Genomic DNA, 13,460 nt, shown 5'->3' with positions numbered 1-13,460 from the left:
ATTTCCGCAAGCGCGCAGCGGCCGGGCGGCGCATTGCGCCAGTGCGCATGCCGGTCGAAGCCGCCCGCGCGGCCTGCGAGCGCCTTGGCCGGCGAGCGCAGAACCAGCCTGCTCCGCCTATCTTGCCGCCACCTGTTCCGCCGGCACCGGGTTTTCCCAGCCGCCGCCCAGCGCGCGGACCAGGTCCACGGTGGAGCGGGCGCGTTCGCCGGAGAGCTGCACCGCCACGCGCTGCTGCAGCAGCACGCTGCGGTCGGCCTCGATCACGTCGAGGTAGCTGATCGAACCCTCGCGGTACTGCGTGTGCGACAGCCGCGCCGCGCGCGCCGCCGCCTGCACCGCGTCGTCCTGGGCGCGCGTCTGGTCGGCCAGGATGCGCAGGTTGGCCAGATTGTCTTCCACCTCGCGGAAGGCGTTGAGCACGGTCTGGCGGTAGCGCGCCACGTCTTCCTCGTACACCGCGCGGGCGCGGTCCAGGCCGGCCTGGCGGCGGCCGCCGTCGAACAGGGGCAGCGAGAGCGCCGTGCCCACCAGCGGCCCGAGCAGGAAACTGCGGCTGGACCATTCGAACAGATTGCCCAGCTCGGACGACTCGAAGCCGAACGCGCCGGTAATGTCCAGGCGGGGGAAGAACGCCGACTTCGCCACGCCCACGCGCGCATTGGCCGCGGCCATGGCGCGTTCGGCGGCGGCAATGTCGGGCCGGCGCTCCAGCAGGGCCGAGGGCAGGCCGGCGGGCACGCTCACGGCCACGGTTTCCAGCGGCTGCGGCGGCAGGCTGAAATCCGATGGCGCGCGTCCCAGCAGCACCGCCAGCGCATGCTCCGAGGCGGCGCGGCGGCGTTCGATGCCCAGCGCCTCGGATTGCGCCGAGGCCAGCTCGGCGCGCGCGCGGGCCAGGTCCAGTTCGCTGATGTCGCCCGCGTCGTAGCGGCGCTGGATGAGCTGCAGCGTCTCCGTGCGCAGCTGCACCGTCTGCCGGTAAAGGCGCGACTCGGCGTCCTGCTCGCGCGCCAGGAAATACATGGTGGCCACGTCGGCCTGCAGCGCGAGCAGCACCGACCGGTACAGCGCCTCGCTCTGCTGGGCGTCGGCCGTCGCCGCCTCGGCGGTGGAGGCCACGCGGCCGAACAGGTCCGCCTCGTACGACACCGTGCCCTGGGCGCGCCAGGTGGTCACCGGCTGCGTCGGCGTGCCGTCGGGCAGCCCCTGCGACACGGCCGAAGGCCGCTGGCGCGTGGGGCCGAAGCCCGCGTCCACGCTGGGGAAGAAGCCCGAACGCGCTTCACGCTGCAGGGCGCGGGCCTGGGCCAGGCGGGCGGCCGCGGCCTTCAGGTCCTGGTTGGCTTGCTGCGCTTCGTCTTCGAGGCGGTTCAGCGTCTCGTCGTTGAAGATCTTCCACCAGGCGCCGCGCAGCGCCGCTTCCGAAGGCTGCGCGGTTTTCCAGGAGCCCGCCTCGGCGGGCGGCAGGGCGGCTTCCTTGTAGGCGGCCGGCGTGGCGCTGGCGGGGCGTTCGTACTCCGGGCCCACGGCGCAGGCGGCCAGCGCCAGCACCAGAGGCAGCAGGGCCAGCCTGCGTATCAGTTGCGTTTTCTTCATGGCATTCTCGTATTCGGTTTGCGGCGGCTTATCCGCGGTGCGCGGCCGGGGGCGCGCCGGCGTCGAGGTGGGGCACGCATACCGGGGCTTCGTGGGGCGCGGCCGAGTGCAGCCGGCGGGCGCCCATCGAGCGCAGCAGCACGTAGAACACCGGCGTCAGGAACAGCCCGAACAGCGTCACCCCCAGCATGCCGAAGAACACAGCCACCCCCATGGCATGGCGCATTTCCGAGCCCGCGCCCGAGGACAGCACCAGCGGCACCACGCCCATGATGAAGGCGATGGAGGTCATCAGGATGGGGCGCAGCCGCAGGCGGCTGGCCTCGATGGCGGCCTCCAGCGGGCCGCGGCCGTTCATTTCGAGCTCGCGCGCGAATTCCACGATGAGAATCGCGTTCTTCGCCGACAGCCCCACCAGCACCATCAGGCCGATCTGCGTGAAGATGTTGTTGTCGTTGCCGGTGAGGTAGACGCCCGTCAGCGCCGCCAGGATGCTCATGGGCACGATCAGGATGACCGCCAGCGGCAGCGTCAGGCTTTCATACAGCGCGGCCAGCACCAGGAACACCAGCAGCACGCTGATGGGAAACACCCACAGCCCGGCATTGCCCGCCAGGATCTGCTGGTAGGTCAGGTCGGTCCATTCGAGCTTCATGCCGCGCGGCAGCGTTTCGGCCGCCACGCGTTCGGCCGCGGCCTGGGCCTGGTTCGACGAATAGCCCGGCGCGGGGCCGCCGTTGATGTCCGCGGCGGTGTAGCCGTTGTAGCGCACCACCATTTCGGGGCCGAAGGTCTGCTTCACGGTCACGAGCGACGACAGCGGCACCATCTCGCCGTCGGCGTTGCGCGTCTTGAGCTGCAGGATGTCGTCGGCATGCGCCCGGAATGGCGCGTCGGCCTGGGCCCGCACCTGGAACACGCGGCCGAAGCGGTTGAAGTCGTTCACGTACATGGACCCGAGGTAGATCTGCATGGTGTCGAACACTTCGGTCACGGGCACGCCCAGTTGCTTGGCCTTCACGCGGTCGAGGTCCACGTCCAGTTGCGGCACGTTGATCTCGTAGCTGGAGAAGGCAGGCCCCAGTTCGGGCGTTTCGCGCGCCTTGGCCAGGAAGGCGGCCTTGGCCTGGTCCAGCGCGGCGTAGCCGGCCGCGCTGCGGTCCTCGATCTGGAACTTGAAGCCGCCCAGCGTGCCCAGGCCCATGACGGGCGGGGGCGGGAAGACCGCGATGAACGAATCCTGGATGGCGGCGAACTTGCGGTTCAGCGAGGCCGCGATGGCGTCGCCCGACAGCTCGGCGCTCTTGCGCTCGCCGAAGGGCTTGAGCATCACGAACACGATGCCGGCGCTGGAGCTGTTGGTGAAACCGTTGATGGACAGGCCCGGGAAGGCGATGGCGCTCTGCACGCCGGGTTCCTGGAGGGCGATGTCGCTCATGCGCCGGATGACGGCGTCGGTGCGGTCCAGCGAGGCGCCGTTGGGCAGCTGCGTGAAGCCGATCAGGTACTGCTTGTCCTGCGCGGGCACGAAACCGCCGGGCACCAGGTACGACACGCCGATGGTGGCCGCCACCAGCACGGCGTAAACCGCCATGGCGCCGGCCTTGCGGCGGATCACCCCGGACACGCCCACGCCATACGATTCCGAGGCGCGGCCGAACGAACGGTTGAACCAGCCGAAAAAGCGGCCGAACACCCGGTTCATGGCGCGGGTCAGCCAGTCGGGCTCGTCATGGTGGCCCTTGAGCAGCAGGGCCGACAGCGCGGGCGAAAGCGTGAGCGAGTTGAAGGCGGAGATCACCGTGGAGATGGCGATGGTCATGGCGAACTGCTTGTAGAACTGGCCGGTCAGGCCCGTCATGAACGCCAGCGGCACGAACACCGCGCACAGCGTGAGCGCGATCGCGATGATGGGGCCGCTCACTTCCCGCATGGCGCGGTAGGTGGCCTCGCGCGGCGTCAGCCCGGCCGCGATGTTGCGCTCCACGTTTTCCACCACCACGATGGCGTCGTCCACCACGATGCCGATGGCCAGCACCATGCCGAACAGCGACAGCGCGTTGATGGAGTAGCCGAACACCAGCAGCAGGGCGAACGTGCCCACGATGGACACCGGCACCGCCAGCAGCGGAATGATGGACGCGCGCCAGGTCTGCAGGAAGAGGATCACCACCAGCACCACCAGCGCAATCGCTTCGAGCAGCGTGTGCACCACGGCCTCGATGCTGGCGCTCACGAACTGGGTGGGGTCGTACTCGATGCGGTATTCCACGCCCGGCGGGAAATCCTGGGCCAGTTCCGCCATCGCGGCGCGCACCTTGGTGGACACGTCCAGCGCATTGGCGCCCGGCGACTGCATGATGCCCATGCCCACCGCCTGCTTGTTGTCCAGCAGCGAACGCAGGCCGTACTCCTGGGCGTCCAGCTCCACGCGCGCCACGTCGGACAGCCGAGTCACGGCGCCGTCGGGCGAGGTCTTGAGGATGATGTCGCGGAACTCGTCCTCGGTCTGCAGGCGGCCGCGCGTGTTCACGTTGAGCTGCAGCGGCACGTCGCCCGCGGTGGGCGAGGCGCCGATCACGCCGGCGGCGACCTGCACGTTCTGCTCGCGGATGGCGTTGACCACTTCGCTGGCCGTCATGCCGCGCTGGGCCACTTTCTGCGGATCCAGCCAGATGCGCATGGAGTAGTTGCCCGAGCCCCACACCGTGACTTCGCCCACGCCGCTGATGCGGGCCAGGCGGTCTTTCACGTTGAGAATGGCGTAGTTGCGCAGATAGGTGATGTCGTAGCGGTCGTTGGGCGAGATCAGGTGCACCACCAGCGTCAGGGTGGGCGAGCTCTTGGCGGTGGTCACGCCCAGGCGCTGCACGTCGGGCGGCAGGCGCGGCAGCGCCTGCGACACGCGGTTCTGCACCAGTTGCTGGGCCTTGTCCGGATCCACGCCGAGCTTGAAGTTGATCGTCAGCGTGAGATTGCCGTCGCTATTGGCCTGCGACTGCATGTACAGCATGTCTTCCACGCCGTTGATGGACTCTTCCAGCGGCGAGGCCACGGTTTCGGCGATGACCTTGGGATTGGCGCCCGGGTACTGCGCGCGCACCACCACCGAGGGCGGCACCACTTCCGGGTATTCGGAGATGGGTAGCTGGAACATGGCCAGCAGGCCCGCCAGCAGCACCAGCACCGACAGCACGCCCGCGAAGATGGGCCGGTCGATAAAGAATTTCGAGATGTTCATGGGAATCCTCGGACGGCGGCGCTCAGTTCAGCGACGCCTGCGCGGTCTTCACGGACTGGCGTTCGGAGGCCAGCATGGGCACGAGCTTGGGCGTGACGGCGTCGCCGGGGCGGATGCGCTGCAGGCCGTTGACGACGATGCGCTCGCCCGGCTGCAGGCCGCTGTCCACCACGCGCAGGCCGTCCTGGTTGGCGCCCAGCTTCACCTGGCGGTAGACGGCGCGGTTCTCCGCGTCCAGCACCAGCACGTAGCGCTTGTCCTGGTCGGTGCCGATGGCGCGTTCGTCCACCAGCAGCGCCGGACGCGGCTCGCTGCCGCCCAGGCGGATGCGCGCGTACAGGCCGGGCACGAGCCGTCCGTCGGCGTTGTCGAACACGGCGCGCACGCGGATGGTGCCGGAAGACGTGTCGAGACGGTTGTCCACCGACTGTACGTAGCCCGTGCGGGAATAGCCGTCCTCATCGGCCAGGCCCAGCTCCACCGGCACTTCGGCGCCGCGGGCGCGGGCCGCGTTCACATACCTGAGGAAGCTCTGCTCGTCCACGTCGAAGGAGGCGTACATGCGCGACACCGACACCAGCGTGGTGAGCGGCACCGAACTGGCGCCGGCGGCCACCACGTTGCCCACCGTGACTTCGGCGCGCGAGACGCGGCCGTCGACCGGCGCTTCGATGCGGGTATAGCCCAGGTTCAGGCGCGCGTAGTCCAGCGCGGCCCGGGCGCCCTGCAGGTTGGCTTCCGCTTCGCGGGCGGCGTTCTGCTTTTCCTCGAAATCGCGCCGGGCGATGGCGTTGTCGGTCAGCAGCCGCTTGCCGCGCGCCAGTTCCGAGCGCGTGTAGGTGACCCGGGCCTGGGCGGCGGCCAGGGCCGCGGCGGCGCGGTCCACTTCGGCGGCGTAGGGGCGCGGGTCGATGGTGAAGAGCAGGTCGCCCTTCTTGACGATGCTGCCGTCCTTGAAGTGCACCTGGGTCAGCGTGCCGGAAACCAGGGGGCGGATTTCCACCCGGTCTATGGCTTCGAGCCGGCCGGAATAACGCTGCCAGTCCACGATGGTCTTGTTGACGACTTCGGCCACTTCCACCTGGGGGGCGGCGGGCGCCTGCGCGGCCGCGGCGGCGCTGGCCCCGGCGGGCGCGCGCAGCAGCGTATAGCCTCCGCCCGCGGCGACCAGGAGCGCGAGGGCGGCGATGACAGCAATGCGATGACGCGTAACCATGATGTTTTCCTTCCAACAAGAGGACGAAGCGCCGGGCGGCGGGGGCATGCCGGGACATTCCGCGCCAGGCCGGCGGTCCGGAGAATGTTGCATTGCAGCAATATCCGGAGTCGAGGGAGCGATGCAACGCTGGCCGGGAACGGGACGCAGCGCGCGGGGACGGATGTCGTGGAAAAGGCATGCCCTCCGACGCGGCCGGGAGGCGAGGGCACTTCAAGATGGAACGAATTTTGAGTGTTTTGGCCGGGCGGATAAACCTGTGCTGCTCGGCAACACTATTCGTCGCAGTCGACTAATAAACGGAGAATTCGCGGTATGCTGCGTCAACCGTCTCAACCCCGACACTCCCCAAGGACGCCGACATGGACCGTTTCCAGGCTATGCAGGTGTTTGTGCGCGTCGTGGACTGCAACAGCTTCACGCGAGCGGCCGACAGCCTCTCCCTGCCGCGCACCACCGTCACCACCATCATCCAGAACCTCGAACGCCTGCTGGGCGTGCGCCTGCTCAACCGCACCACCCGCCGCATCGGCCTCACGCCCGACGGCGCCGGCTACTACCAGCACTGCGTGCGCATCCTCGCCGACGTCGAGGAAACCGAAGCCTGCTTCCAGGAGGCCGCGCTGCGCCTGAAAGGCCGGCTGCGCATCGACGTGCCCACCTGTATCGGCCGGCTCATCCTCATTCCGTCTTTGTGCGATTTCCACGACAAATACCCCGACGTGGAGCTGGTGCTGGGCATGGGCGACCGTCCGGTGGACATGGTGCAGGAAGCCGTGGACTGCGTGATCCGCGCGGGCGAGCTCGAAGACTCCAGCCTGGTGGCGCGCCGCATCGGCACCTTGCAGACCGTCACCTGCGCCGCGCCCTCGTACCTGGCGCGCCACGGCATGCCCAAGACCATCGAAGACCTGCGCAACCACCATGCGGTGCACTATTTCTCCAGCCGCACCGGCCGCAACTGCGCCTGGGACTTCAGGGTGGACGGCAAGCACCAGGAAGTCGAAATGAAGGGTGCGGTGGCGGTGAACGAGGCCGGCGCCTACCTGGACTGCGGGCTCAAGGGATTCGGGTTGATCCAGACGCCGCGCTACATGGCGCTGCCGCATCTGCAATCGGGCGAGCTCATCGAGGTGCTGCCCCAGTGGAAGCCCAGTTCCGTGCCCATTTCCCTGCTCTACCCCCAGAGCCGCCAACTGTCGCCCAAGGTGCGCGCGTTCGCCGACTGGGTGGCGGAGCTGTTCGCGGGCTGCCCGCTTTTGAGCGGCCGCGACGAGAACGACCCCGCGGCGGCCGCCTGCGTCGTGCGCGAGCGCGCCCAGGGCAGGCCCGCCGCCCTCGCCGCCTGGCAGGCGCCCGCCGAGGCGCCGGCCGCGCGGCGGCGCAGCGCACGCGAAGAAGCCGCCGAATACGCGCTTTGATCCACCTTCGTTCAGCAACGTTTAAGGGTCGCTAGTGCGGCCCTTATTGTTTTTTGTTGCGCCAAAATCGGCTATCTTCTGGAAAATCCGGGTTAATTGACGATTTCGCCGCAAATGCCGGCGCCCCTGCCCGCGCCGCGACCCTATAGCGGCGCCAGGGTGTCCGCCGCTACGCCCGCCGCAAACGTCTGTATAGTCCGACAGTCAAGCTCAAAGCTTCCATCGCCCGCTTCCCATATGCAGCCTGTACTACCCGCCTACCTGATCGCCCGCTGGCTATTGCTGCTCGTGCTGCTGGCGGGGGTGTATTTCCTGAGCGGGTTCCTGGTGCCGGCGCTGGCCGCGCTCATCATCGGGCTGGCGAGCTGGCCTCTTTACCAGCGGCTGGTGGCGCGCTGCGGAGGCCGCACGGCCCTGGCGGCCAGCCTGGCCCTGGTGGTGGTGATCGGCGTGCTCATCGTGCCGCTGTCGCTGGCGCTTTCCTATGCCATCAAGGAAGCCAGCTCGTTCGTGGCCTGGGCGCTGGCCGCCAACCGTCACGGAGTGGAGGTGCCGGCCTGGATCACCTCCATGCCCGTGGCGGGCGAGAAGCTGGCCGAATACTGGCGCGCCTACATCGGCGAGCCCCATGCGCTGGGCGCGCTGGTGGAGGCCGTGAGCGGCGAGCACCTGGGCAATATCTATCGCATGGTCCTGGCGGCCACGGGCAACGTATTCCAGCTGCTGCTGACCGTGCTCTTCATGCTGATCACGCTGTTCTTCGTCTACAAAGACGGCGACCGCATGGTCGCGCAGCTCGACGTGCTGGGCGAGCGCATCCTGCCGCAGCGCTGGATGCGCTTTTCGCGCGTGGTGCCGGCCACCATCAACTCCACCGTCACCGGCATGGGCCTGATCGCGCTGGGCGAGGGTGTGGTGCTGGGCACGGCCTACTGGATCGCCGGCGTGCCTTCGCCCGTGCTGCTGGGCGTCGTCACCGGCATCATGGCGCTGGTGCCCGGCGGTGCGCCGCTCTCGTTCACCCTGGTTTCCCTGTATCTGGTGGGCTCGGGCCACGTGGCCGCGGGCATCGCGCTCATGGTCTGGGGCAGCGTGGAGCTCTTCATCGTGGACAAGACCCTGCGCCCGCGGCTGGTGGGCGGCCCGGTCAAGCTGCCGTTCCTGCCCACCTTCTTCGGCCTGGTCGGCGGCGTGAAGACCATGGGCCTGGTGGGACTTTTCGTGGGGCCGGTGCTCATGGCCCTGCTGGTGGCCGTGTGGCGCGAATGGGTGCGCTACGAAGTGCAGGAGCGCGACGCTGTCCGGCTGGCTGCGGCCTCCGATCCGCCGCCCGCGCCGTAGCGGTCCGGGGCCGGCCGGCCTGGCCGGTCGCCCTGGCCGGTTGCACGATTTGCTAACCTAGGCATCCCCGCGTAGGCCGGCGTCCGCCCGGCGCGCGCCTGCCCCGCCCGCAGACGCTTGCAGCTTGATGCCGCGGGTTGCGAGGTAGTCATGATGTCCCCGTCCAGGCAAGAAGAAGCAATCGCCACCCTGCGCGAGCAGGGTTTCGTGGTGATGCGCGGTTTCGCGCGTCCCCACGAAGTGCAGGCCCTGCGCGCGCAGGCCGAGCGCCATCTGCGCGAGCGGATCGAACCCATCGAATACGAAGCCGACGTGCGCTATCCCGGCGCGCCGGCCTCGCGCCGGGCCGAAGGCGGCCACACCGCGCGCCGCCTGCTCGACGCCTACGGCCGGGGGCCGCTGTTCGCGCGCTGGGCCACCGATGCGCGCGTCGGGGCGTGGCTGGCGGCCTGTTTCGGCGAAGCGCCGGTGCTCTCCACGGTGCACCACAACTGTGTCATGACCAAGCACCCGGCCTACGGCAGCCTCACCGGCTGGCACCAGGACGTGCGCTACTGGTCGTTCACCGAACCTTCCCTGGTGTCCTGCTGGCTGGCCCTGGGGTCGGAGCGGCGCGAGAACGGCGGGCTGTCGTTCATTCCCGGCTCGCACGCCGCCGCTTTCGAGGCGCGGCAATTCGACGAGCAGAAGTTTTTTCTGGACGACCTGCCTGAGAACGCGCCCTGGATCGCGCGCGCGGTCTGTCCCGAGCTGGAGGCGGGCGACGTGGTGTTCTTCCATTGCCGCACGCTGCATGCCGCGCAGGGCAACGCCAGCGGCCAGGTGAAGCTGTCGCTGGTGCACACCTACCATCCGCAGTCGTGCCGGCCGGTGCCGGGCACGCGCTCGGCCTCGCGTCCGGGGGTGCCGCTGGAGCCGGCGCCATAGCGCTCATGCCGATTGGAATCTGCTATTAATAATTGAACTACAATTAAAGTCAGCGCACTGCGCATGGTTGAGCCGGTCCTGGCATCGGCCCTGCGCGGTTTTCCGCGCCGCTGCCAGAACTCGAATAGGCTCTTCCCTGTGCGCAACCCACTCCCAGACGACACGGAAAAATCGCAGGCAACGGCCGAGTCCCGGTCTTCGCTTTTCGTGGGCTCGACCGAAAAAGCCTTCCAGGTGCTGCATGCGTTCGACGGGCCGAAGCGCCACATGACGCTGGCCGATATCGCCCGGGCCTCGGGCCTGGACCGCAGCGCCACACAGCGCCTGGTCTATACGCTGGAAACGCTGGGCTATCTGCGCCGCATCCCCGATACCCGCAATTACGGGCTGACGCCGAAGGTGCTGCAGTTTTCGTACAACTACGTGCGCGCCAACGAACTGATCGACAAGGCTTCGCCGTATCTGCTGGACATCAGCCGCACGTTGGGCGAGACGACCAACCTGCAGGAGCTCGATGGCCACGAGATCGTGTTCGTGGCGCGGTTTCCCGGCCATCACCTGGTCAATGTGGATATCGCGGTGGGCAGCAGGCTGCCCGCCTACTTCACGGCCTCGGGCACCGCGATTCTGTCGCGCTTGTCGGACGAACAGCGGCGCGAAATCCTGGCGCGGACGCGGCTGAAGCCCATTACGCCCCATACCGAAACCGATCCGGAGAAGCTGCTGGCGCGCGTGCGGCGCGTGGCGGAGAAAGGCTACGCGATCATCGCGAACGAGACGGTGCTGGGAGACATCTCGGTGGCGGCGCCGGTCATCGATCATCGCGGGCTGGCGGCGGCCGCGATCAATATCTCCGTGCCCACGACGCGCTGGACGGTGGCGCGGGTCGAGGCGGAACTGGCGCCGCATGTGCAGGTGGCGGCCACCTCGATTTCCAAGTCCAAGTTTTCAGGGTATTCGAGATAGGAGGCCGCCGGGCCCCGCGCCGGCGCCGCGCTCAGGCAATCCCTTCGAACTCCTTGAGCAAGGGGATCAATTCCGCCCGCAGCGCCGCCCGCAGTCCATCCGCCGGCGCCACGAGGGGATCGAGCACTTCCGGCGCATCCACCCCGATCAAGTCCATCACCGATTTCATCGGCCCCGGGTTCGTCTCGGCGAAAGCCAGATTCATCAACGGGATCAGCCGGCGGTGCAGCGCCATGGACTCGCGCGTGCGTTCCTGGGCCCCCAGCTCGTAGACCTTGCGCCAGGCCGTGGGCAGCAGGCTGGCGGTGACCACGACGCCGCCTCGCGCGCCGGCGGCGAGATGGACGGGCAACAGCGTGTCTTCGCCGCTGAGCACCGCGAAGGACTCGTCCACGCCGGCCACGGTGCGCAGGAAATGGTACATGTCCGTGTTGCAGGCCTTCATGCCGATGATGTTCTCATGGCGCGAGAGTTCGTGCAGGACCTCCGGCGCGATGGCGATGCGGGTGCGGTAGGGGATCTCATAGATCATCACGGGCAGCGGCGAGGCGTCCGCGTAGCGCAGGAAGTAATCGCGGATGCCGGCCTGCGTGGGCGTGGTGTAGTAGGGCGTCAGCACCATCAAGGCGTCGGCGCCGGCGTCGGCGAATGCCTGGCCGGCCTGCAGGGCATCGTGGAAGCCGGGGTCCAGCACGCCGGGGACGACCGGCACGCGGCCTTGCACGGCGTCGACCGTGAGCTTGCACATGCGCACGCGTTCGTCGCGCGCCAGGGCCCCGTATTCGCCGGTGCCGCCCAGCGGGACGATGCCGTCGATGCCTTGCTTGAGCAGGTAGGCGACCAGGGCCCGGGCGGCCGGGACGTTGATCGTGTCGTCGGCGTTGACGGGAGTGGGGATGGCGGGGAAGATTCCGCGCAGTCGGGTTGCGTTCAGCATGAATCGTGTCCTGAGAGATGAGACGGGCGCGGATCAGCCGGCCAGGCTGCGGCGCCGCAGCCGGTCGGCCAGCCAGATCAGCGTGGCGATAAAGAGGAAAAGGCAAGTGGAGACGGCCGCGATCACCGGGGAAATCTGCAAGGTCACCTCGTCCCAGAACTGCTTGGGCAGGGTGGCGTTCAGGCCGCCGGTTGCGAACAGCGCGATGGTCAGCTCGTCGAACGAGGTGGCGAATGCGAAGAGGAACGACGACATCAGCCCCGCTGCCAGGATGGGAAACGTGACGAACCGCAGCGTGGCCCACGGGCCCGCGCCCAGGCTCTGCGCCGCGAGGTCCAGGCGCGTGTCGTAGTTGCGCAGCACCGCCATCATGGTGATCACCACATAGGGCACGGCCACTACCGTATGCGCCAGGATCAGGCCGATGCTCGAACCCACCAGGCCGACCCGCGCAAAGAAATAGAACATGCCCACGGCGATGATCATGCGCGGCACCACGATGGGCGAGAGCACGAAGGCCAGCATGGCCGACTTGCCGCGCAGGTCGGCGCGCACCAGCAGGAAGGCGGCGGGCGTGCCGATCAGCATGGCCAGCAGGCCCGTGCCCACGCCGACGATAAGCGAACGGGTAATCGCCTGCATCCACACGGCGGAGGTGAACATCTGCTCATACCATTGCAGCGAGAAGCCCTTGGGCGGCCAGGTCAGGCCCGATCCGGAATCGAACGACAGCGGGATCATCAGGAAGGCGGGGGCGGCCAGGAAGGCCAGCACCAGCAGCACGATCCACCACAGCGTGCGTGACTGCCCCGTGCCCGACACCGAGCGCCGCAGCCGCCGGGGCAGCAGGTCGAACAGGCGGTCCGAGACGCCGGCCAGCAGCGTCAGCACGGCATCGCCGGCCCGGCGGCTCAGGCTGGCCCCGCCCGATGCGCGGACCCGGGCCGAGGCGGCGCCGGTCATCGTGGAGAGCCCCAGCACTTTGTCGTAGATGGCGAACACCGCCAGCACCACCACCAGCAGCAGGACGGACACCGTGCCGGCGAACTCCCAGTTCATGGTCTGCTGGACCTGGTCGATGATGATTTGCGTGATCATCGTCTCCTTGCGCCCGCCCAGCAGCGCGGGCGTGATGAAAAAGCCGATGGCGGTCACGAACACCATGATGGCGGCCGCGGCCACGCCGGGCATCGACAGGGGGAAATAGATCTTCCAGAACGCCGTGCCGGGGCGCGCGCCGAGGGTGGCGGCGGCGCGCGGCAGGTTGCGGTCGATGTTTTCCATGACCGACAGCATGGTCAGCACGGCCAGCGGCATCAGCGCATGCACCATGCCCACCAGCACGCTGCCGAAGTTGTAGAGCAGGTTGGCCGGCGCATCCAGGATGCCCAGCGCCTGCAGCAGTTGGTTCACCACGCCGTTGCGGCCCAGCAGCACCACCCAGGCGAAGGTGCGCACCAGGAAGCTGGTCCAGAACGACAGCAGCACCCAGAACAGCAGCGAGGTCTTGCGCCGGGCCGACAGGCCGGAGATCAGGTAGGCCACCGGATAGCCGGCGACTACGGAAAAGAACGTCGTCCACAGCGAGATCTTCAGCGTGATGAGCAGCACGTTCACGTAGACCGTCGACTGGAACAGCCGGTGGTATTGCGCCAGCGAGAAACCCTGGTCGCCGTGGAAACTCAGGAGCAGCAGTTGTCCCACCGGATAGATGAGCAGCGCCAGCAGCAGCGCCGCCAGGGGAGCGGCCATCAGGAAATGGCGGCGCCCCTGGCCGGCGCGCTTGCGGGAAGAGGCGGAGGAGGTCATGGC

Annotated in this window: 9 protein-coding genes; 4 read left to right on the top strand and 5 right to left on the bottom strand. The window is 68.3% G+C overall.

Annotated elements, in window-relative coordinates; genetic code table 11:
- Positions 1-117: 117 nt before the first annotated feature.
- The 3 genes from NGJ44_RS00235 to NGJ44_RS00225 are packed head-to-tail and all read right to left on the bottom strand — an operon-like array spanning position 118 to position 6,056.
- Positions 118-1,599 carry an efflux transporter outer membrane subunit gene (locus tag NGJ44_RS00235; RefSeq protein WP_251862759.1) on the bottom strand — a complete coding sequence of 494 codons (1,482 nt, stop codon included), beginning with the start codon at positions 1,597-1,599 and terminating at the stop codon, positions 118-120.
- Positions 1,600-1,627: 28 nt separating this feature from the next.
- Positions 1,628-4,840: an efflux RND transporter permease subunit gene (locus NGJ44_RS00230; RefSeq protein ID WP_053244680.1), complete on the bottom strand. Its 3,213-nt coding sequence runs from the start codon at positions 4,838-4,840 to the stop codon at positions 1,628-1,630.
- Between the two features lie 22 nt (positions 4,841-4,862).
- The gene (locus NGJ44_RS00225) at positions 4,863-6,056 is read right to left on the bottom strand and encodes an efflux RND transporter periplasmic adaptor subunit (protein ID WP_082308303.1); all 1,194 of its coding nucleotides are present in this window, start codon (positions 6,054-6,056) and stop codon (positions 4,863-4,865) included.
- Positions 6,057-6,418: 362 nt separating this feature from the next.
- Here NGJ44_RS00225 and NGJ44_RS00220 point away from each other — a divergent pair, with 362 nt between their 5' ends.
- The 4 genes from NGJ44_RS00220 (at position 6,419) to NGJ44_RS00205 (ending at position 10,711) form a co-directional block, all read left to right on the top strand.
- On the top strand, positions 6,419-7,477 hold the full coding sequence (locus NGJ44_RS00220; protein WP_053244681.1) for a LysR family transcriptional regulator: 1,059 nt from the start codon (positions 6,419-6,421) through the stop codon (positions 7,475-7,477).
- Between the two features lie 237 nt (positions 7,478-7,714).
- Positions 7,715-8,818 (top strand): AI-2E family transporter, encoded by a 1,104-nt coding sequence (locus NGJ44_RS00215; RefSeq protein ID WP_251862758.1) that lies wholly within the window; start codon positions 7,715-7,717, stop codon positions 8,816-8,818.
- Positions 8,819-8,971: 153 nt separating this feature from the next.
- A complete protein-coding gene (locus tag NGJ44_RS00210) occupies positions 8,972-9,745 on the top strand; it encodes a phytanoyl-CoA dioxygenase family protein (protein ID WP_251862913.1) in 774 nt (257 codons plus the stop codon).
- Positions 9,746-9,883: 138 nt separating this feature from the next.
- Positions 9,884-10,711, top strand: coding sequence for an IclR family transcriptional regulator (locus NGJ44_RS00205; protein ID WP_251862757.1), 828 nt, complete (start codon positions 9,884-9,886; stop codon positions 10,709-10,711).
- A gap of 31 nt (positions 10,712-10,742) precedes the next feature.
- Here the strand turns inward: NGJ44_RS00205 and dapA are convergent, their stop codons facing one another.
- Both dapA and NGJ44_RS00195 read right to left on the bottom strand, forming a co-directional pair.
- Complete coding sequence (dapA, locus tag NGJ44_RS00200; protein ID WP_053246002.1) at positions 10,743-11,648, bottom strand: 4-hydroxy-tetrahydrodipicolinate synthase; 906 nt, start codon at positions 11,646-11,648, stop codon at positions 10,743-10,745.
- Between the two features lie 33 nt (positions 11,649-11,681).
- The gene (locus NGJ44_RS00195) at positions 11,682-13,457 is read right to left on the bottom strand and encodes an ABC transporter permease subunit (protein WP_251862756.1); all 1,776 of its coding nucleotides are present in this window, start codon (positions 13,455-13,457) and stop codon (positions 11,682-11,684) included.
- Between the last annotated feature and the right edge of the window lie 3 nt (positions 13,458-13,460).

Origin of the sequence: Achromobacter sp. Marseille-Q4962 (assembly GCF_943737005.1) — a bacterium.
In the GTDB taxonomy this organism is placed as follows: domain Bacteria; phylum Pseudomonadota; class Gammaproteobacteria; order Burkholderiales; family Burkholderiaceae_B; genus Achromobacter.
This window is presented reverse-complemented; position numbering and strand designations above follow the sequence as displayed.

What these genes read in the sequence shown, in the direction of transcription:
- NGJ44_RS00235 (WP_251862759.1), bottom strand. Translation starts at nt 1,599, where the DNA reads ATGAAGAAAACGCAACTGATACGCAGGCTGGCCCTGCTGCCTCTGGTG.
- NGJ44_RS00230 (WP_053244680.1), bottom strand. Translation starts at nt 4,840, where the DNA reads ATGAACATCTCGAAATTCTTTATCGACCGGCCCATCTTCGCGGGCGTG.
- NGJ44_RS00225 (WP_082308303.1), bottom strand. Translation starts at nt 6,056, where the DNA reads ATGGTTACGCGTCATCGCATTGCTGTCATCGCCGCCCTCGCGCTCCTG.
- NGJ44_RS00220 (WP_053244681.1), top strand. Translation starts at nt 6,419, where the DNA reads ATGGACCGTTTCCAGGCTATGCAGGTGTTTGTGCGCGTCGTGGACTGC.
- NGJ44_RS00215 (WP_251862758.1), top strand. Translation starts at nt 7,715, where the DNA reads ATGCAGCCTGTACTACCCGCCTACCTGATCGCCCGCTGGCTATTGCTG.
- NGJ44_RS00210 (WP_251862913.1), top strand. Translation starts at nt 8,972, where the DNA reads ATGTCCCCGTCCAGGCAAGAAGAAGCAATCGCCACCCTGCGCGAGCAG.
- dapA (WP_053246002.1), bottom strand. Translation starts at nt 11,648, where the DNA reads ATGCTGAACGCAACCCGACTGCGCGGAATCTTCCCCGCCATCCCCACT.
- NGJ44_RS00195 (WP_251862756.1), bottom strand. Translation starts at nt 13,457, where the DNA reads ATGACCTCCTCCGCCTCTTCCCGCAAGCGCGCCGGCCAGGGGCGCCGC.